This is a genomic window from Cedecea sp. P7760 (assembly GCF_013386425.1).
GTDB classification, from domain to species: domain Bacteria; phylum Pseudomonadota; class Gammaproteobacteria; order Enterobacterales; family Enterobacteriaceae; genus Cedecea; species Cedecea selenatireducens.
On the sequence record NZ_JACARU010000005.1, the window covers coordinates 1 to 19,626 of the forward strand.

10 protein-coding genes and 2 pseudogenes are annotated in these 19,626 nt (G+C 58.0%); 7 read left to right on the plus strand and 5 right to left on the minus strand.

Annotated elements, in window-relative coordinates; all coding sequences use genetic code 11:
- Positions 1–2,604, minus strand: a 2,604-nt coding sequence (locus HX778_RS01425) for an inverse autotransporter beta domain-containing protein (RefSeq protein ID WP_176981125.1), incomplete at its 3' end; no start/stop codon positions are given.
- Positions 2,605–3,229: 625 nt separating this feature from the next.
- On the opposite strand from HX778_RS01425, the gene HX778_RS01430 reads away from it, so the two are divergent.
- The 5 genes from HX778_RS01430 (at position 3,230) to HX778_RS01450 (ending at position 15,237) form a co-directional block, all read left to right on the plus strand.
- Positions 3,230–6,439 carry a Tc toxin subunit A gene (locus HX778_RS01430; RefSeq protein ID WP_176981126.1) on the plus strand — a complete coding sequence of 1,070 codons (3,210 nt, stop codon included), beginning with the start codon at positions 3,230–3,232 and terminating at the stop codon, positions 6,437–6,439.
- Positions 6,440–6,516: 77 nt separating this feature from the next.
- Complete coding sequence (locus HX778_RS01435; RefSeq protein ID WP_176981127.1) at positions 6,517–11,331, plus strand: neuraminidase-like domain-containing protein; 4,815 nt, start codon at positions 6,517–6,519, stop codon at positions 11,329–11,331.
- A gap of 107 nt (positions 11,332–11,438) precedes the next feature.
- Positions 11,439–11,717, plus strand: a complete 279-nt coding sequence (locus tag HX778_RS01440; protein ID WP_176981128.1) for a SpvB/TcaC N-terminal domain-containing protein — start codon at positions 11,439–11,441, stop codon at positions 11,715–11,717.
- 7 nt (positions 11,718–11,724) lie between these two features.
- On the plus strand, positions 11,725–12,357 hold the full coding sequence (locus HX778_RS01445) for a glycoside hydrolase family 19 protein (protein WP_176981129.1): 633 nt from the start codon (positions 11,725–11,727) through the stop codon (positions 12,355–12,357).
- 36 nt (positions 12,358–12,393) lie between these two features.
- Positions 12,394–15,237 carry an RHS repeat-associated core domain-containing protein gene (locus HX778_RS01450; protein WP_370527326.1) on the plus strand — a complete coding sequence of 948 codons (2,844 nt, stop codon included), beginning with the start codon at positions 12,394–12,396 and terminating at the stop codon, positions 15,235–15,237.
- Positions 15,238–15,555: 318 nt separating this feature from the next.
- Here the strand turns inward: HX778_RS01450 and HX778_RS01455 are convergent.
- The 3 genes and pseudogenes from HX778_RS01455 to HX778_RS01465 all read right to left on the minus strand — a co-directional run.
- Positions 15,556–15,744, minus strand: a pseudogene (locus HX778_RS01455) (hypothetical protein); the annotation flags it as partial.
- Between the two features lie 145 nt (positions 15,745–15,889).
- A pseudogene (locus HX778_RS01460) lies at positions 15,890–17,010 on the minus strand (IS4 family transposase).
- Between the two features lie 114 nt (positions 17,011–17,124).
- Positions 17,125–17,469 carry a Grx4 family monothiol glutaredoxin gene (locus HX778_RS01465; protein ID WP_008456474.1) on the minus strand — a complete coding sequence of 115 codons (345 nt, stop codon included), beginning with the start codon at positions 17,467–17,469 and terminating at the stop codon, positions 17,125–17,127.
- Positions 17,470–17,830: 361 nt separating this feature from the next.
- On the opposite strand from HX778_RS01465, the gene HX778_RS01470 reads away from it, so the two are divergent.
- A complete protein-coding gene (locus tag HX778_RS01470) occupies positions 17,831–18,682 on the plus strand; it encodes a C40 family peptidase (RefSeq protein WP_038473219.1) in 852 nt (283 codons plus the stop codon).
- Positions 18,683–18,840: 158 nt separating this feature from the next.
- A complete protein-coding gene (gene sodB, locus HX778_RS01475; RefSeq protein ID WP_176981130.1) occupies positions 18,841–19,422 on the plus strand; it encodes a superoxide dismutase [Fe] in 582 nt (193 codons plus the stop codon).
- A gap of 55 nt (positions 19,423–19,477) precedes the next feature.
- On the opposite strand, the gene HX778_RS01480 is transcribed toward sodB, so the two are convergent.
- A complete protein-coding gene (locus tag HX778_RS01480; RefSeq protein WP_008456477.1) occupies positions 19,478–19,567 on the minus strand; it encodes a YnhF family membrane protein in 90 nt (29 codons plus the stop codon).
- Between the last annotated feature and the right edge of the window lie 59 nt (positions 19,568–19,626).

Sequence of the window (19,626 nt, forward strand, 5' to 3'; positions counted from 1 at the left end):
GTTATGCTGCGCGTCCTGCAACGTCGCTACCACCTGCATGTCCGACCCGGCCACGTAGCTGGTCTTGTCCAGCCCGAGGGTGGAGTTCGCCTTCACCGGCGCCGAGGCCGTGATGTCGTAGGCGGCAGAGGTCACATCCCCGTCAGACACCGTCAGCGTGGCCTTCAGGCCCGGGCCGGCGATCTGCGCCGTCCAGGTCGATGTGTAAGTGCCGTCCTGATTGTCGGTCCAGTTACCTTTGATGACTGCCCCGGCTACCGTGGTGGTCTGCACCACGGCATCCTGCCCGGCCACCGGGTTATGCTGCGCGTCCTGCAGCGTCGCCGTCACCTGCATGTCGTCGCCGGCCACGTAGCCGGCCTTGTCCAGCGCGAGGATCGAATTCGCCACCACCGGCGCGGCGGCCGTGATGGCGTAGGCGGTGGAGGTCACCTCTCCATCTGCCAGCGTCAGCGTGGCCTTCAGGCCTGTGCCGGCGGTGGTGGCGGTGAACACGGCGCTGTAGTTGCCGTCCTGATTGTCAGTCCAGCTACCCTTGATGACTGCCCCGGCGACCGCGGTGGTCTGCACCACGGCGGCCTGCCCGGCCACCGGATTATGCTGCGCGTCCTTCAACTGGACCTTCACCTGCATGTCGTCGCCGGCCACGTAGCTGGTCTTGTCCAGCACGAGGGTCGAGTTCGCCTTCACCGGCGCGGCGGAACTGATTTTCACCACCGCCGGTGTCAGTCCCACCCCCCTTACCTCGGGAGTCAGTGTCACAACGGCTTCCCTCGTGCCGGAGGTGACAATCACTTCATACACGCCGGCCTCTTTTCTGACGACCTCCGATACCACGCTAATCTTTCCTGCCTTACCCGTCCTGCCTTTGTCCGGGACGACATCGCGCGTGACCCCGATGGTGATGTCCCTGGCGTCCACATCCACGATCCCCTGCTGCACGTCATTTATCTGCAACGTCAGCGCCTGCCGGTCTTTTCCGTTGGCCGATAACGTGCTGAAAGCGGGCTCAAAGGGGCTGTTGGCATCGATACCCGGAGGCTGAACCGTTATCGTCGTCTCACTCCTGTTCGAGCGGTTACCCTTCGTGTCTACCGCCACGCCGCTGATAACGTAGGTATTCGTGCCCTGTGCCTGCCATGCCGGCAGGACCACGCTGTATGCCCCGACGCCGTCCTGTTCGACCCGTCCCCCGGCGGCCAGAAGGGATGAAGCCGACCAGTTAACCTGTGCCAGCCCGTATTTCCCCGTCACTGACACCGCCAGTGACTTTCGTTCCCCCGGATAGCCGTCAACCCGCGCCGCGGTGTGCAGGCTAATCACCTGCTTCTTACGGTATTCCAGAATGATATTGTTATTACGCTCCACGAGATCGTAGCGGCTGCCCGCCAGGCTCCGCAGGGATTTTACCGTCGACGGGTCGATCTGCTGCCGCCATGGCACCCCCAGCTGGTAGTTGAATTCAATACCAAACCGGGTGTCATTTTTCCCCGATCCCCCGTTCCGCTGTTCGGCACTGAATGTCAGCAACGGAATGGGGGTATAGCTCAGCCCCGCGGTGATCGCATGAGGATTGCGCTGCCGTGTATCCTTCCCGAACAGCGCCACTTCCCTGCCGTAGTACTGCTCATACGCCAGCTTACCGCCCAGCTGCGGCAGCGACGGTAGCCAGGCCTGCGCGCGGACGTCCCAGCCACTGGCGGGCCGCTCTTCGTAATCGGTCAGATCCGGGGAATCCTTCCAGTTTGTCAGGCGCAAATAGCCGTTGACCCCCAGCTTCAGAAAATCACGCCAGTACTCTGCGCCGCCCCCCAGACGGGCATGATCGCGCGACAGGTCGTAGTCCAGAAACGTGTTTCCGCCGAGCATCCATCCGGCATTAAACCACCGCGCCCCCAGCCCCAGGTTAGACTGAGTACGACCGTCCGTCCGGTGCACGCTGCCCTGGGTGAATACCAGTCGATTCCCCTGCTCAGATAAGGGCACAAGTAAATCAAACTGAGAATTTTTCAGGGAGAATTTATTATCCATATCCAGCTGGATCCGGGCCGTACCGAACTGACTCATCCATCGCTGGATCTGGCTGTTGACCTCCCCTGTAGCCACCCCTCTGGCCATCGATGCAGCGGCGTTACCGTCTGGCCTTCCCGCCAGAAAGCTGCCCATCTGAGAAGAGAAGCCGGCCACCTTGTTCTCCCTCCCTGCGCTGTCATCCTGTTGCGGGACCGGCGTGCTCCGGCCCTCATCCCACAGCACCGGGGGTAAAGGGGAAACGGGTACATCCAGCTCATCCCCCGGCTGCAGGTGGTCAAACCCCCGGGCAAAGGTCCGGAACTGGTTAAGCCTGCGGAGGTCGTTCGGGCTCATGTTGTATTTTTTTGCCAGCATGGCGACGGACTCCCCTTCCCGGAGGGTGTACACCTGTGTTTGCAGGGAGCTTAGCGCGGCAGGTTCAGTCAGAAGGCGGGAATTATTAGCGGCAGCTATCGAGGGTGTGAACGTAATTAACAAAGGCAACATACTCTGGATAAATATATTCACCCAGGTGATTACCACCATAATCTTTTTTTTACACATCACGTTACGTTCAATTCCAAATTTCATCCGATAAACCGTCCCTGACTGAATGATAAGCAGGCATACTAAAGCGAACTCGATATTTCGTAATATCCGAACCATCATAATGAAAAGTGCGCTGACACCCCCATCGGGCCCGGAACATCCGGGCACGCATTTATTGAGGCTTAATATATATTTCACATCATACAAGATTTGACCACGGCATTAATTCGCCTGCATGCGCCTGTAAACGGCCAATTGATCGTCAGAAGCTATCGTCAACAAAAAACCCATCGTTAAGAACGATCGAAAAACAGATAACCAATTGATACATAAGACAGTTGTATTTTATGGCGCCATCATCAGGCTGAATTCATTAAGCGGGAAAGCAAAGGCAATAATTAAACATTCACAGCAAGATAACCACATACCCTCAGTGCCAGGAGACATAAATTTCCAGAAAAAATATTATCCCCGTCTGTAAACATTATTTTGTCACGACAAAAAAGAATAAAACTCATCCACCCATGAATATTTATCAGCCTCCACCTTTCCCGACAATCGTATGGTTATCACCCTGAATGCTGTTACCGATATTTTCATTTCTGCCGATTATGTCCCCCGGCGCCGCGGGGAATACCAGTGCCATATATAACCGAAAGGACTGTCTATGAGTCAGAATATTACAGAGAAAGAAGCCTTCAGCCCGGACCATAACGGAGACGACAGGCCGGCCAGCAGAGTGACACCCCTGGTGGATATCACAACTTCGTCCATTGCGACAGACGAAGCAAGCTACGAGGCCGGGACGGACATGCGGGTGACGGTGAGGCTGAAAGATGCACAGGGAGATGCGCTAGCCGGCCAGCTTAGCGAAGTGACAAAAAAAGTCGTGGTGGAAAACGCGGAGCTAAAAGGTAGCTGGACCGATAATAAAGACGGCACTTATACCGGTATATTCGCCGCAAAAACGGCAGGTACCGGGCTAAAGGCCATGCTGAAGTTTGCGGGCAGCCTGTCCGAAGTGAACAAAAAACTCTCAACCTCCCGCTTCCCCAATGCTTTCCCTTTTGATTTCGGTCATGTGCAGATTCAGGCCTCTCAGGATGAAATCAATACCTCCCTGCAGGCGCTCGTGGAGACGCTGACGCCAGATATGCCCGCCGCATGGCTGTCACCCGCGTCGCCGGCAAACGGTATCTTTACCGACCTGAAGCGCCTGCAGGTGATGGCCTCGGGTCTGGGGCCGGAACAGCAGCATATTCTTCTGGAGGATTTTTCAGAATCCTGGGCCGATTTTTATCGAAAAAATTATGACATCACCGACGGTGACGCTTCGACTTATCAACGCTTCCTGGATATGTCGTACTTTACCGCCATGCATAATGTGACCGTCCCTCGTGTTGAGGCCCTGCTGTGCACCACCGCCAGCAGCGCCGGAGCTCCGGAGCAGCATACCGTCATTCAGTCCGCCAACTGGATCAACCCGGACGCCTCCGCAAAAGCGCTGCCTTTTCTCTACGGTGCCCGCTTTATCAATAAAACTGATGATAATACGCCCCCACTCAGCATCAGACGGAATGCAGACGGTGCACTCACTGTCAGCAACCTGCCAACCGGGTGGCGGCTCACGTCCATTAACACCATGGTTCGTCTGCAAAAGTGGCTGAATTTACCCTATGAGGATGTCGATGCGCTACTGATGCTGACCCGTAGCAACAGCTCTGACAAACCGCTATCTGACGACACCCTGCGCACGCTAGGCCTGTTCAGGCACTACCAGCGCCGCTACGGCACCACGGTTAAGCAGTTTGCCGCCTGGCTGCATCTGGTCACCCCGTACGCCATTACGCCGGCCACCCCGTTCTTTGACCAGATATTTAACGCCGACAGCACGTTTGATGCCCCCTTCCAGGCGGACAATACCGTGTTCAGCTACCGTGCCACCGACGGCGCGGATGGCCTGCGCGGGAAACAAATCATGGCGGCGCTGGGGCTTAACCAGCGTCAGTTCCTGCTGATGGCCGGTAAGGTTGCTGCACATCAGAGCGACGGCGATGCGGCGAAGGGCACCCTGACGTGTCATCTGGGCACCGTCACCGCCTTCTACCGCATCACCTCACTGGCGAAAACGCTGGATCTCGGCGTCGATGAGTTCTGCGCGCTGGCCGATATGCTGGATGCGGAAAGCGGCGCCGTCTGGAAACAGCTGGCCGGCAGCCCGAAAATCTCTCAACTGGCCGACGGGGACGCCCCGGCGGACGATATCCTCTGCCTGCTGCAGGCGCTGTCCTGGCTGACGGGCTGGCAGAAGCAGGCGAAACTGCCGGTGGCCACGACGGCGCTGCTGTGCGCGCCGCTGCCTCCGACCCCCGGTACCGAAGCCCAGCTGAGCTTCATTCAGCAAATCTGGCAGCGACTGCCGGCCACCTTCGTGAACGCGGGGATGCTGGCCCGCAGCGGGGCCCCGCTGAAGGAAGATATTGATGATGAACATCACGCCGGTATTGACTGGTTTGCGCTGCTCGGCGCAGCCGGGCTGATTGATATCGCCGGGCTGGTGACCGATGCCTTTACGCCGGACGCCGTCACTGACGTTGTGAATCAGCAACACCTGGCCGGGGACGGCAAAGCGGCCGCCATCACCGCCCTGTCGGCGGCCCTGAAGCAGGCGCAGGGCACCCAGCACGGTATTGCGATGACCGGGCTGGCACAGGCCCTGAACGTGTCGCAGTCCCTGCCGGCGCTGCTGCTGCGCTGGGCAGGCGTCACGCCTTATCAGTGGCTTCAGGAAACCTGGGGAATGTCGCCCGACGCCCCCGTGGGCGAATACCTGCCCCCTGAAGGGCACATCGGCGCCACCACGACCGAGAAAGACTATAACCTGCTGGCCGCCGACTGGCGTGACGCGGCGTGGAACCCTGTCACCGGAAACCTGACCCTCACCCTGCGGTTGTCGTTCAGTTTGAGGGATAAAAGAGGGTGGAAATCGATTTCCGATAACTGGCTTAAACTGCCGGCGGGTCTGTCTGTCGACGGGGCCCCGACCCTGACCTCCGGTAACTGGCCTGATGGCTCAAAGGGTAATGCGGATTATAAAGGTACGGGCGTGGTGTGGCAGCCCACCGGGAATGACGCTGCGTATAAAAACTTCGAAGTCAACACCACCTACGTGCTGGAAGTCCCCCTGAAGGGCACCTTCAGCGATGCCAGCGCGCTGGCGGAGTTAACATCGATGGACCTGAAATTCGGCATGCACCGTTTTGAGGGTTCTTTCGATAGCCTTAGCACTCCCCTGACGCTTAAAACCACCGTCACCACTGCCGGCACCCTCCCGCTCGTCTGGCTGGCCACGCTGCGCGACATTGCCCGCCGCGGTATGGCGTGCAGCCAGCTGCAGCTCAGCCCGGCCGGCCTGCAGGCCATGCTGGATAACCCTCAGTGGTTCAGCATGAACCTGCCAGAAACCGCGAAGAATATCACCCTGCAGACCCTGTACCGCCTGAGTCGCTACGTTGCCCTGCTGACCCAGCCCGGTGATGCAGGCTACGCCGAGGATGACCTGCTGGCCTATCTGCGCGACATGCACGCCACCCCGCCGCTGGCCGACGACGTCGCCGCTGCCACGCTGGCCACGCTGCTGGGCTGGGAAGCCAGTGAAACGTCCGCAGCCTTTGCGGACGGCGCGCTGGGTCATGCGGCGGCTACGCTGGACGACCTTGACGTGGTGATGAACCTGCGGCAGAGCACACAGGCATCAGGGATGACGGTTGAGGCCCTGGCCCAGGGCTTTGCCCTGAGCCGCGACGATAGCTATGCAGCCTGGTCCCGCACGGGGCAGGCCATGGTAGCCGGGGTCGGGCATCTCGCCAACCGGTAACGGCGTGCTCCCGCCACGGCGTTGACGTTTTGTGGCAGGTGCGCCTGCCACTCATACTCTCATTAAGGTGAACAGATATGACGACCACTCTTGATAATTTTCTGGCACAGGCGCAGCGCGATGCGCTCGTCACGGGATATAAAACCTTCGTGGCCCCGACGCTGAAGGGCGGGACCACCGCGCTCAGCGACGAGGACATGTATGAATACCTGCTGCTGGATGTGAACATGTCGGCGGACAGCATGACCAGCCGCCTGGCCTCGGCCATTGACAGCCTGCAGACCTATAATTCGCGCATCATTAACAACACGGAGCCGGGGCACACGCCGCCGGTGCCGTCCGTGGTGGACGACTGGCGCGACTTTTACTGCCGTTACGACGTCTGGTCGGCCGGCACCGCCGTGGTGAACTACCCGAACAACTATCTCCTGCCGGTGACCCGTCAGGACAGCAGCCGGTATTTTGATAACCTGAAAAACACCCTCAACCAGAACCGGCTGGACAGCGACCGCGTGATGGACGCCGCCCTCACCTATCTCAACGAGTTTGAGGGTGTCAGCAACCTGGAGGTCATTAACGGCTATATCACCCAGACCGGCATGGCGGGTGGTGAAAACCTTATCAATGACGCACAGTTCTACTTTATTGGCCGCACCACCACCAAGCCTTACCAGTATTACTGGCGCATGATGGACCTGAGTAAAAACCAGGGCAATCCCGGCGGAAAAGCGGTGACCCCGAACTGCTGGAACGACTGGGCGGCGATTGAGCTGCCGCTCTCCGGCGACGGCATCCTGGAGCACACCATCCGCCCGGCCTTCTACAACAACCGCCTGTATATCTGCTGGGCAACCCGTGATGCCACCCCGCGCGTGGGTGATGGTACGGAGTTTCTGGCTAGCGGCAACGGCAACCTTAAGATGGATGGCTCGGAGTACTATGCCTACGGCCTGTCCTACGCCTATCTGCGCTTTGACGGGAAGTGGACGGCTCCGAATACCGCCGATATGGTGACTAACGGCGCACTAACCGATGACAACAAAAACAAAATTGAGATAGAAGACAATGACAATATTGCCCTGAGCGGCCAGTTGCTGGTTCAGGGGAAAGATGAGGGCAAAAACCAAGAGTGCGTGGCCTCACTTTTTGCACGGGACAGCTCCGTGATAGATAGCCCCTCGCGCAATGCTGGCGTAAGAGAAGACAGCGAATACGGCCGCCTGTTTATGGCGCTGATGGTATATTCCGGCAAAGATAGTGACGGTAAAATAAAACCGGCCACTTATGCCTACCGCTACAGCGATTCGGCCTTCAATCGCCGCCCCCTAAAATCCCTGGTCCGCGACCTGCTGTTCAACAAATTCAAGCCACAAGCATGGGAAAGCGGTAGATACGACAATCCGTTGCAGTACGCCATGAACACACTCATCTATCGGATTAAGTCGGTGAGCTATCAATCGACACTGGACCACAAGGACAAGAACGACGCGGGGGATTTGTGGCTGAACGCGCTGAAACCGCTGGATGACCGCAACCTGACCGTCGCCGGTGACGGGCGTACGCTGAAAATCAGCGCATCCACTCAGAATAAGATCACGCGCGTTGCTGGTCTTGGTTCATGCAATATCACCGCTGAAAAGTATGATATTCAAAATACAGAGACCGGCAAGTCACAGCTAACCTTCAGATATGATTCCGACGCGGATAAGTGGTACTTCCATAATACAAAACTTGTCACCAAGACCTCCTTATTTGATGGGGTTTACGAATTTCTTTTACAGCCTGCTGTTCCCGGGGGTGATCTGTTTCCGTTAACTTCACCTGGTACAATTGAAGTTAACTTTTCCGAGGGGATGAAATGGCCATCTGGAGAAACCTTTGACTCAGAACTGAATTTGAGCGGTATTGAGTTCATTCCTGACATCATAAAAGCAGTGCCAAATGTTGATGACGTATATCTCTATATGTACAGCAATAATTTTTACTATCCAATCTTAACTATACATGGCCTGGGTAAAGCCGCGGCCGACGCGCAACGCACTGAACCTGACTGGCGGGGACAGATGGCGATTGAACTTTGCAAGCCTGATAAAACGGCTATACAGAGCTGGCAGGATTCACCTCAGAATATCGTTGAGGCGAACCACACCTTCAGCGCCTCCCGGGCCATTGTTTCCGATGACTTTAGCGTCGGGGCAAAAGAGCTTCAGTACCTGGTAGTCAATTACTATCTCTGGAATAAGCAGGGTGACATACCTAGTGGATGGGTCGGAAGATACTCTTTAGTCACTCTGGAAACCATTGAACACGCCGGGGACTTCACGCCACCGTCGCTGGTCAAACGCTATGATTCGAAAAAAGGCATGGTGCAGAAACTGGCGTTTAACGCCGGCGTGCTTCCGGCGGACACCCGCCTGAACACCACCTTCGTGCGCGAGCTGATTGCGCAGGCGAACAACGGGCTGGGCAGCCTGCTGAACTACACCTTGCAGGCACAGAAGCTGGAAGCGGACCTGGACCACGACGGAGAGAGCGTTCATATCGACTTCGACGGTGCCAACGGTCTCTACTTCTGGGAGTTGTTCTTCCACCTGCCGTTCATGGTGGCCTGGCGCTTCAACAGCGAACAGCAGCTGGACGAGGCCCAGGCCTGGCTGCACTATATCTTTGACCCGTCGGTAAAGGGCAAAGATAATGGCGCGCCGGATTACTGGAACTGCTACCCGCTAACGCGCCGTCCGGTCAATGGCCTGGCCCTGTCCCGTCTGAGCGCGGACCCGATTAACCCGGATACCCAGGCCTATGCGGACCCTGAGCTCTACCAGAAAGCCATGTTCACGGCGTACGTCAACAACCTGGTGGCGCAGGGCGATGCCTGGTACCGCCAGCTGACCCGGGACGCTCTGGCCCAGGCCCGCATCATGTACAACCAGGCCGCCACCCTGCTGGGTCCGCGTCCGGACACCGCCATCAGCCACAGCTGGACTCCCCGGACGCTGAGCGAGCTGGTCTCATCCCCATCGTCACTGCGTGCCTTTGAGCGCCGGATGTCATTGCGCAACACCGCCGCGCTACCGGCGCTGCGTGCCGCCAACCATGGCTCCCTGCGCGATGCGGATAACGCGGCCTTCACCGCGCCGCTGAACGACGTCCTGCTGGGATACTGGGACGCGCTGGACGCCCGTCTGTACAACCTGCGCCACAACCTGACCGTGGACGGCAAGCCGATGAGCCTGCCGCTGTACGCCCCGCCGGCCGACCCGACAACCCTGCTGACCCAGCGCGCCCCGGGCGGCACCCTGAGCGGCGGCGGGAACGGGGCACAACTGGTGGTGCCACCGTATCGCTTCAGCGCCGTACTGCCGCGCGCATTTAACGCCGTGTCCACCCTCAGCCGCTTCGGCGAGTCCCTGCTCAGCCTGCTGGAGCGCGGCGAGCGCGCCGGTCAGGAAGAGCTGGCGCAACAGCAGATGCTGGACATGTCCAGCTACGTGCTGACCCTGCAGCAGCAGTCCATTGACGGTCTTAAGGCCGACCGCACCGCGCTGCTGGCCAGCCAGGCTACGGCGACGCAGCGCCGGGACTACTACGGCGAGCGCTATGACGAAAATATCTCGGCGGGCGAACAGCGTGCCATGGACCTGAACATTGAGTCCCGCGACGCCAGCCTGGCCGCCCAGGCGTTCCATACGCTGGGCGGTGCCCTGCAGCTGGCACCGACCGTCTTTGGTATGGCATGCGGGAACCTCGACCCGGGCGCCCCGGCCAACGCCATCGGCACGCTCCTGTCCCTGAAGGCTACGGCCACCGGTCACGACGCCATGCGCCTGGAGCAGACGGAGAACTACCGTCGCCGCCGCCAGGAATGGGGCCATATACGCGACCAGGCCGGGGGCGAGATTCAGGCGCTGAACAGGCAACTGGAGGCACTTGATGTGCGCCTCCGCTCGGCGCAGACCGCCCTGGAACAGGAGAAAACCCGCCAGGCACAGACGCAGGCCATGCTGACCTGGCTCAAAAGCCGCTTCACCCAGGCCACTCTCTATCAGTGGCTCAGCGGTCAGCTGTCTGCCCTGTACTATCAGGCCTACGACGCCGTAGTGTCCCTGTGCCTGTCCGCGCAGGCCTGCTGGCAGTATGAGCTCGGGGACTTCACCACCACCTTCATCCAGACCGGCGCCTGGAACGACCACTACCGCGGCCTGCTGGTCGGGGAAACGCTGCAGCTCAACCTGCAGCAGATGGAGTCAGCCTGGCTGACGCGCAACGAACGCCGGCTGGATATTGTGCGCACCGTCTCGCTGAAAAACCGGGTGGATGAAAAGGACTGGAATAAGTTTAAGGCGTCCGGCTCCCTGGACTTCAGCCTGACGGAGAAACTGTTTGACGACGACTATGCCGGCCACTACCTGCGCACCCTGAAAACGGTCACAGTCACCCTGCCGACCCTGCTGGGGCCTTATCAGGACGTGAAGGCAACGCTGACCCAGACCGGCAGCACCACCGTGCTTCGTGCAAATGCCGGTGCCGTGGCGGCGCTGATTAACGGCAAGGTCAACGACGCGCCTGCCGGCACGCTGGTGCAGAACCTGCGCGCCAGCCAGCAGGTGGCGCTGTCGGGCGGGATGAACGACGCCGGCGTCTTTGAGCTGCAGTTCAGCGACGAGCGCTATCTGCCGTTTGAAGGCACTGGGGCGGTATCCCGATGGACGCTGAGTTTCCCACGGGCGACAGAGGAAACGCTGAACGGAGGCAAAAAGCTTGCAGCTGATGATGGGCAGACTGCCCTGCTGGCGGCGCTGGACGACGTTATCGTCCGGGTACACTACACCGCCTGCGACGGTGGAACCTCGTTTGCCAGCGAAGTAAAGCCTCTGCTTGTAAAAGCATAGGTCATCCCGCTCTCCGGTACGCCGGGGAGCGGCTCACAAAGCGTGATTCCTTTCCCATATAACTAACTGACCGGGCCACCAGTGGGTGGCCCGCTAAGGAACCCTTTATGCCACATTCAGACACCCTGGCCCTGAATGCCCCCTCCCTGCCCAAAGGCGGCGGTGCCCTGACCGGCCTCAGCGGCCAGGCCGGTGCGGCCGGTCCTGACGGGGCGTACACCCTTTCCCGCAACACCTTGCTGGATACAACACTTGCGGCCACCTACGACGTCAGTACCTGGCGCCCCCGCGTGGAGCAGGACTTCAGCCGCTGCGAATACTGGCAGCCTGCCCCGGAGGCTGAAGGGGCTAACGCGACCGACTTCTGGGTGGTGTACCCCCCCTGACGGTCAGGTGCAGCTGCTGGGCTATGAAGCGGCCGCCGGGCTGACAGACGCCCCGGCGTTACGGTGGCACGCCCCTGTCCTTCAGGCTATGCAGGAATGGCATATCGCGCAGCCAGAGGACCAGGCGATGTTCATCGCTCAGATCGGACATGAGAGCGGCAGGTTCAGGACTCTGCGGGAAAGTTTTAACTACAGCGCCCGGGGGCTTGATATTTTTGTCCAGGCCGGACGACTGACGGCGGAGGAGGCCCTGCGGCTGGGGCGGCATCCGGACGAAAAGGTTATCCCTGAGGTAAGACAGCGGGCGATTGCCGGTCGGGTCTACGGTGGCAGGATGGGTAATGAAGGCCCCGATGACGGCTGGAACTACCGCGGCCGCGGACTTATTCAGATAACCGGACGCAGCAACTACCGGGACTGTGGATTTGCGCTGGGTGAGGACCTGGTTCGCTTTCCGGAACGCCTGGAGAGTGACACCGGGGCAGCCCGCTCTGCCGCATGGTTTTTCGCCTCTCGCGGTTGCCTGAAGCATACGGGCAACCTACTTAAGGTGACCCGTATTATTAACGGCGGCAGCCACGGTCTGGCCGGGCGCCAGAGTCGCTATACGCTGGCGCTCGCCGCCTTTAAGGCAATCTGAACAGATCCCTTAACTAACAACTGGCATGTAAAATATATGATAATCAATTCACTAAAAGATTTTTATAATACCCCGACGGTCACGGTCCTCGACAACCGCGGCCTGAGCGTGCGCGACATCGCGTACCACCGCCATCCGGATACCCCGGACGTCACCCGGGAGCGCATCGCCCGCCACCGGTACGATGCCCGCGGCTTCCTGACCCAGAGCGCCGACCCGCGTCTGCACGCCGCCGGCCGGGCGAACTTCAGCTATCTCACCGGCCTGACCGGCAGCGTCCTGCACACCCGGGGCGCCGACAACGGCACCACCGTGGCGCTCAGCGATGCCGCCGGCCGGCCGTTTATTGCCGTCAGCAATATCTGTACCGCCGGAGACGGGACCCCGGACCTCCGCCAGGCCCTCACCCGCACCTGGCAGTATGAGGCCGCCGCGCTGCCGGGCCGCCCGGTCAGCATCACGGAGCAGGTCCCCGGCGACGCCGCCCGCATCACGGAGCGCTTCGTGTATGCCGGCCACTCGCCGGCGGACAAAGCCCTCAACCTCGCCGGACTGTGCGTCAGCCACTACGACCCCGCCGGCCAGGTGCAGACCGACAGCGTGGCGCTGACAGGGGTGCCGCTGGCCGTCACCCGCCGTCTGCTGAAGGATGCGGATAACCCCGATGTGGCAGCCGACTGGCAGGGGACTGACGTCTCCACCTGGAATGCCCGGCTCGATACTGAAACATACCCGACCCTGACCACCGCCGACGCCACCGGGGCCGTGCTGACCACCACCGACGCGAAGGGCCACGTGCAGCGCGTGGCGTACGACGTGGCGGGCCTGCCGGCGGGCAGCTGGCTGACCCTGCTGGGCGGCAGGGAACAGGTCATCGTGCAGTCCCTGACGTACTCTGCCGCCGGGCAGAAGCTACGCGAGGAGCACGGCAACGGGGTGGTGACCACGTATGAATACGAGCCGGAAACGCAGCGCCTGACCGGGATTAAAACGGCGCGTCCGGCCGGGCATGCCGCCGGGGCAAGGGTCCTGCAGGACCTGCGTTATGAGTACGACCCGGTGGGCAACGTGCTGAAAATCACCAACGACGCGGAAGAGACCCGCTTCTGGCGTAACCAGAAAGTGGTGCCGGAAAACACCTACGTCTACGACAGCCTGTACCAGCTGGTCAGCGCCACCGGGCGCGAGATGGCAAACGCCGGACAGCAGGGCAGCCATCTTCCGGCCGCTGTGCCCCTGCCCACCGACGGCGCCGCATACACGAACTACACCCGCACCTACACCTACGACAGCGCCGGTAACCTGACGCAGATACGCCACCGCGCCCCGGCCACGAACAACACTTACACCACGAATATCACCATAAGTAACCGCAGCAACCGGGGCGTGCTGAGCACCCTGACGGCCAGCCCGGCAGAGGTGGAGGCCCTGTTCACGGCGGGCGGGCAGCAGACGCGGCTGCAGCCGGGGCAGCGCCTGGCCTGGACGCCGCGCAACGAGCTGCGGCAGGTGACGCCGGTGGGGCGTGAGGGCGGGACGGATGACCGGGAGAGCTATCGCTATGACAGCCAGAGCCAGCGCGTGCTGAAGGTCAGCGTGCAGCAAACCGGCGGCAGCCGGCAGGCACAGCGGGTGACGTACCTGCCGGGGCTGGAACTGCGCCGCACAAGGGCGGGCGACACGGACACGGAGTGCCTGCAGGTGATTAGCGTGGGGGCAGCCGGAAGCGCGCAGGTGCGGGTGCTGCACTGGGAGAGCGGCCGGCCGGCGGGCATCGACCACGACCAGCTGCGTTACAGCCACGATAACCTGACGGGGAGCGGTGGGCTGGAGCTGGACGGCGACGCACAAATCATCAGCCGGGAGGAGTACTACCCGTACGGGGGCACGGCCATTCTGACGGCGCGCAGCCAGCGCGAAGCGGACTACAAAACCATCCGCTACTCGGGCAAGGAGCGTGACGCGACGGGGCTGTACTATTACGGCTACCGGTACTATCAGCCGTGGGCAGGCCGCTGGCTCAGCGCGGACCCGGCGGGGACGGTGGACGGGATGAACCTGTTCCGCATGTGCCGGAATAACCCCGGTTCAGGTATTGATAGTAACGGAAAAATGTTCAAAAGAATGACCAGCATCAGGCCGCAGAGATCTACCGCGTCGTTAGCTACTCTTCCTGACTATCCTCTGCCTGAAAGTGAAAGAGTAAACGCCGATGATGTCTCCCTCAGTCCGTCAGAAATCAGACAGCATAAAAAAGCGATTTCTGAGGGGCAATATCCACAAAATATTATCAGGCATAATTTTTTGCACGGAAAAAAACATTTACCCGAGCCAGTTAACATTCCGCAGGAATTTAATAAAGCAGGTATGAATAGAGAAACCATGACAGGTAATTTTCTGCAGGCAGTAGATAAACTAACATCCTATGCCGGAGGTAAGGTGATATATCGTGGTGCTTTGGTCCCTGATGAACATTTCGGGGATCTGAAAGCCGGGGCTATGCTGCAATCCCATCAGTTTTCTTTTTTCAGCGAAAGCGATCTGGTATCGAGGTCATTTATTGACTCTTCCGAGGAAAGAAGGCTCCATCCAGTTCTTTTTAAAGTTAAAGACGTCCCGGCCGATGTTTTCAAAGAAGGCCTCTTATCACCGTTGGCTTATGATGATCTCAAAAATCGCCTGCTAAAAATAGGTGTCGATGCTAAAAAACTTAAAGGCATTGGTTCCACAGTCAAAGAGGTAATTTCATTGCCAGGCACATTATTTGAGGTGGTTCAGGTGAAAAAAATAAAGAGTGATATACATAAATATGAGCTAACACAAGTAAAATTAAAATTCTCTGGAAAAAGTCATGGGGTACATAATCGAGCAATGTTTTAGTTGCTAATTATGAGCGGGATGCCGGTAGCGGTGATGGTGGCCCCTCCACTACTCAGGATTTTCACGCCAGCGGCCCTAATCAGAAGCGGTCCGGTGACATTACGGATGACGGCACAACTGACCAGCGATGCGTTGCAGCTGGTCAGTTGTGTTGGCGTAAGTGTTTTCCGGCACCACTTTCTGGTTGCGCCAGAAGCGGGTCTCTTCGGCGTCGTTGCGCACGCGGAGCACGTTGCCCACCGGGTCGTACCCGTAGCGCAGGTCCTGCAGCACCCTTGCCCCGGCGGTACAGATGTTGCTGACGGCAATAAACGCCCGGCCGGCGGCGTGCAGACGCGGGTCGGCGCTCAGGGCCAGGAAGCCGCGGGCGTTGTACCGGTGGCAGGCGATGCGCTCCCGGGTGACTTCCGGGGTATCCGGATGGCGGTGGTACGCGATATCGCGCACGCTCAGGCCGCGGTTGTCGAGGACCGTGACCGTAGGGGTGTGGCTGAAAACAGACATCATCGGGAACTCCTTTAAGAGCTACGGGAATATTATTCTCCCTGAGCCCGGGCGGTCACGCAGGGTAAAGCGTTACCCGGGATAAATATGCGTCGCCAGGGGGCATTCCGGGCATGGCAAAAAAGGGAGGGTGGAGGGTTAATGCCGGTCACTTAATATGACCGGCATTGTTTTTTAAGGGATATTTTGACCTTTTCTCCCTCACTTCTCTCACATACTCCCGCTCCTGTCTCGAGGGCAGTTTCAGCATCACTGCATTGCTGTAAAAGTGTTTCAGATGACCCGGGATCGCTCCCGGAGATGACCACGGCAGTCCGATTAATAAACGTAATAACTTCGCGATACCCCAACTCGATTTCCCAGCGATGCTTATAAAGCTCCGCCACGCTGGCGGCCGGGATAACGCATCGCATCGGTCATTGACGTCAGCACCTGCCGCTCCACGCCATTGACCCTGCGACGGATTAGCCGCCCGGTCAGTTCTTCCGGCAGACCTTCCCACTGTTTTCTGGCCTGTGGCGCGGTTTTCAGTCGTATCAGCTCGTCCTGTTTACCGAGTTTACGGCCGACTTCTTACTGCGTGTTTTTTCAGCGGCGTTAACCAGTGGCGATTTTCGCCCGCACTATGCCAGGGCTGCAACAGCCACAAAGAGTAAAACCCCTTATCGAACAGCGTAATACTGTTATCCGGAGCGCTTTCTGCCAGTTGCGCCGCCAGGCGCATTTCGTTTATGTCATAGCGGCCTGACACACTCGCGCGCAGCAGGTGACTGCTGAGCTCCATCAGACAGACCATGCGAACCTGCGGATATCCGCGATCACCATGCTGGTTGGAAGCCTTGCCGAAAGCCTCTGCATATTCAGGCGTGTCCTGCGTATGCCAGACCACGCCGTCGACGGCATTGAGTGTCAGCCCGTGCCAGAGAGGATGTATTGCTTCTTCATACCAGTGTCACTGAGTGATATCAAACAGCGCCCGGATGGCATCCTCACCCAATGTTTTTCTGCGGGTGCGGTGAAGGAACGTCCGGTACGGTCAACAATATCCATCAGATTAATGATATGACTCATGGGTTTATTGTTGAAGATGGCCATATCGATAACCAGCCAGACCATGGACTCAAGAGGGAGTTTCCGCTTGCGCAGGGTGACGGTATCAGTGAAGGTAAAAGCCTGCTGGATGAGGTCGGGGGAAGGCAGGTCAGCGAGGCTCTGAACCTCGTCGGGTGCAGTAAGATTGATAATGCCGAGAGCGTGTAAAAGTTCCATTTAAAAAGGGTCCATGATGAACATGAACCCTTTTTACACCAGCCACCGGATCGGTCAACCAATCCTTAAACGATCGGCCTTAGCCTCCGGGCCGCTTTTTAGTGCCTGACGAGATTACTCTGCGCCTGGCTCTTCAGATTTATGTTTTTCTGCGGTTTCTTTGATCAGCGCCTGCAATTCGCCGCGCTGGTACATCTCGATGATGATGTCGCAGCCGCCGACCAGCTCACCGTCCACCCACAGCTGTGGGAACGTTGGCCAGTTAGCGTATTTAGGCAGCTCGGCGCGGATGTCCGGGTTCTGCAGAATATCCACGTAGGCGAAGCGCTCGCCGCAGGCAGACAGTGCCTGAACGGCCTGAGCGGAGAAGCCGCAGCTCGGCAGCTTCGGGGAGCCTTTCATATACAGAAGAATTGGGTTCTCAGCGATCTGGCGTTGAATTTTTTCAATAGTGCTCATTGTCTTGCTTCCTCAAACCTTGATACGGCAATAGCCTGTCATTGTAGCCAGTTGCACCCCGGCCAGAAAACACCATTTTTAGCAGGGTTTTTCTGAACTGCCGGGGCATGCAAACATGCTTTAAGAATAACACTTTTACGGTGCTCGAAAATGAGCAATTTGCCTCATCCGCGATCAATAAAACAGCCGATAACGCCCGGTAATGATTAATTTTCTAGCTATAGCTTCCACTTTTGACCGTTAAATAGTATTTGCCTATTAACATTATCGGCTTTTATGCATTAGAATCGTCGGGTTTCGCAAAAATCATACGCAGGCATGATGGTTAGCATCTTGCCTTCATTTATCAGGGGATTGACGAGTGGCGCGGATAAATAAAATCTCTATCACGCTATGTGCTCTGCTATTTGCTTTGCCCTATACACCTTTGACGCAGGCGTCCGAGCACGTCCGCCACCCTGTTGCACAGAAAAGCCACACGGCGAAAACAACTTCCGGTAAAAGCAACAAGGGCAAAGAGAAAACAAAGGCCAAACAAAAAAGCAGCACAGCCTCCACAAAGAAGTCCGGTAAAAAAGACGCATCACCGGTAAAAGCCAAAGTTGCAAAACGCAGCGCCTCAGGCAAAAGCACCACCCTCGCTAAAACCAGCAGCAAAAAAACCTCTCAGAAAATAGCCGTACAGCCAGCCGCAGCCACCCTTGCCTACACTGAAAAATGCACCCATCGTAAAGGGCATAAAAAGCAGTGCGTGAAGGTGAAGTCTGAAAAGAATCTGACCATCGCTCAGGCGCATAAGGTGAGAGTGCAGAAAGCGCAAAAAACGGCCATGAACAAGCTGATGGGGCAAATTGGCAAACCATACCGCTGGGGTGGCACTTCTCCCCGCACGGGCTTCGACTGCAGCGGGCTAATTTATTACGCTTATAAAGATTTGGTGAACATCCGTATTCCACGCACCGCCAACGAAATGTATCACCTGCGTGATGCCTCTTCCGTTGACCGCGGCGAACTGGAAAGCGGCGACCTGGTCTTCTTCCGTACTCAGGGCCGCGGCACGGCTGACCACGTTGGCGTTTACGTCGGCAACGGTAAATTTATTCAGTCTCCTCGCAGCGGCCGCGATATCCAAATTACTTCTTTGAGCGAAGATTACTGGCAGCGCCATTATGTGGGTGCCCGCCGGGTCATGACGCCAAAAACCATTCGTTAATCTTATCCGCATCAAACTGATTTAAACGTTAACAGCCCGGCAACGGGCTGTTTTATTTTGTTGTTTCATTCCGCTTTTTCGCACTCCCGTAATTTGCTAACCTTATACCCACACAAAATGTAGTTATATTGTGAAGCAAAATAACAAGGAGTGAAGCAATGTCGTTCGAACTACCCGCCCTGCCCTATGCCAAAGATGCGCTGGCCCCGCATATCTCAGCCGAAACCCTCGAGTACCATTACGGCAAGCATCATCAGACCTACGTCAATAACCTGAACAACCTCGTCAAAGGTAGCCCGTTTGAAGGGAAATCGCTGGAAGAGATCGTGCAAGAGTCTGACGGCGGTATTTTCAATAATGCCGCTCAGGTCTGGAACCATACGTTCTACTGGCACTGCCTGGCACCAAACGCCGGGGGAGAACCTGGCGGAGAAGTGTTGGCCGCCATCAATAACGCGTTTGGCAGCGTGGAAGCATTTAAAAAACAGTTCACCGAAGCGGCCATCAAAAACTTCGGCTCCGGCTGGACCTGGCTTGTGAAGAACAGCGACGGCAGCCTGGCTATCGTCTCGACTTCTAACGCAGAAACTCCGCTCACAACGGGGGCGAAACCGCTGTTGACAGTGGACGTCTGGGAACACGCTTACTACATCGACTACCGCAACGCGCGCCCGGTTTATCTGGACCACTTCTGGGCGCTGGTTAACTGGAACTTTGTTGCGCAAAACCTGGCAGGCTGATTTTCAGTGATGTTTTGACCTGTATTAAGGGCCGCTTTTTGCGGCCCTTATTAAATCAGTGCAGTACGGCGGTTAACGCCCCGGCAACAATCAGACTCAGTACGATAACCGTAGTCACTACGGAAAACTTCAGATCGGTACTCATCGTAAGCTCCTTTTATTTCCCTACAAAGCGTAAGTGGGATGATTTTCCCACAATTAACG

What these genes read in the sequence shown, in the direction of transcription:
- HX778_RS01430 (WP_176981126.1), top strand. Translation starts at nt 3,230, where the DNA reads ATGAGTCAGAATATTACAGAGAAAGAAGCCTTCAGCCCGGACCATAAC.
- HX778_RS01435 (WP_176981127.1), top strand. Translation starts at nt 6,517, where the DNA reads ATGACGACCACTCTTGATAATTTTCTGGCACAGGCGCAGCGCGATGCG.
- HX778_RS01440 (WP_176981128.1), top strand. Translation starts at nt 11,439, where the DNA reads ATGCCACATTCAGACACCCTGGCCCTGAATGCCCCCTCCCTGCCCAAA.
- HX778_RS01450 (WP_370527326.1), top strand. Translation starts at nt 12,394, where the DNA reads ATGATAATCAATTCACTAAAAGATTTTTATAATACCCCGACGGTCACG.
- HX778_RS01465 (WP_008456474.1), bottom strand. Translation starts at nt 17,469, where the DNA reads ATGAGCACTATTGAAAAAATTCAACGCCAGATCGCTGAGAACCCAATT.
- sodB (WP_176981130.1), top strand. Translation starts at nt 18,841, where the DNA reads ATGTCGTTCGAACTACCCGCCCTGCCCTATGCCAAAGATGCGCTGGCC.
- HX778_RS01480 (WP_008456477.1), bottom strand. Translation starts at nt 19,567, where the DNA reads ATGAGTACCGATCTGAAGTTTTCCGTAGTGACTACGGTTATCGTACTG.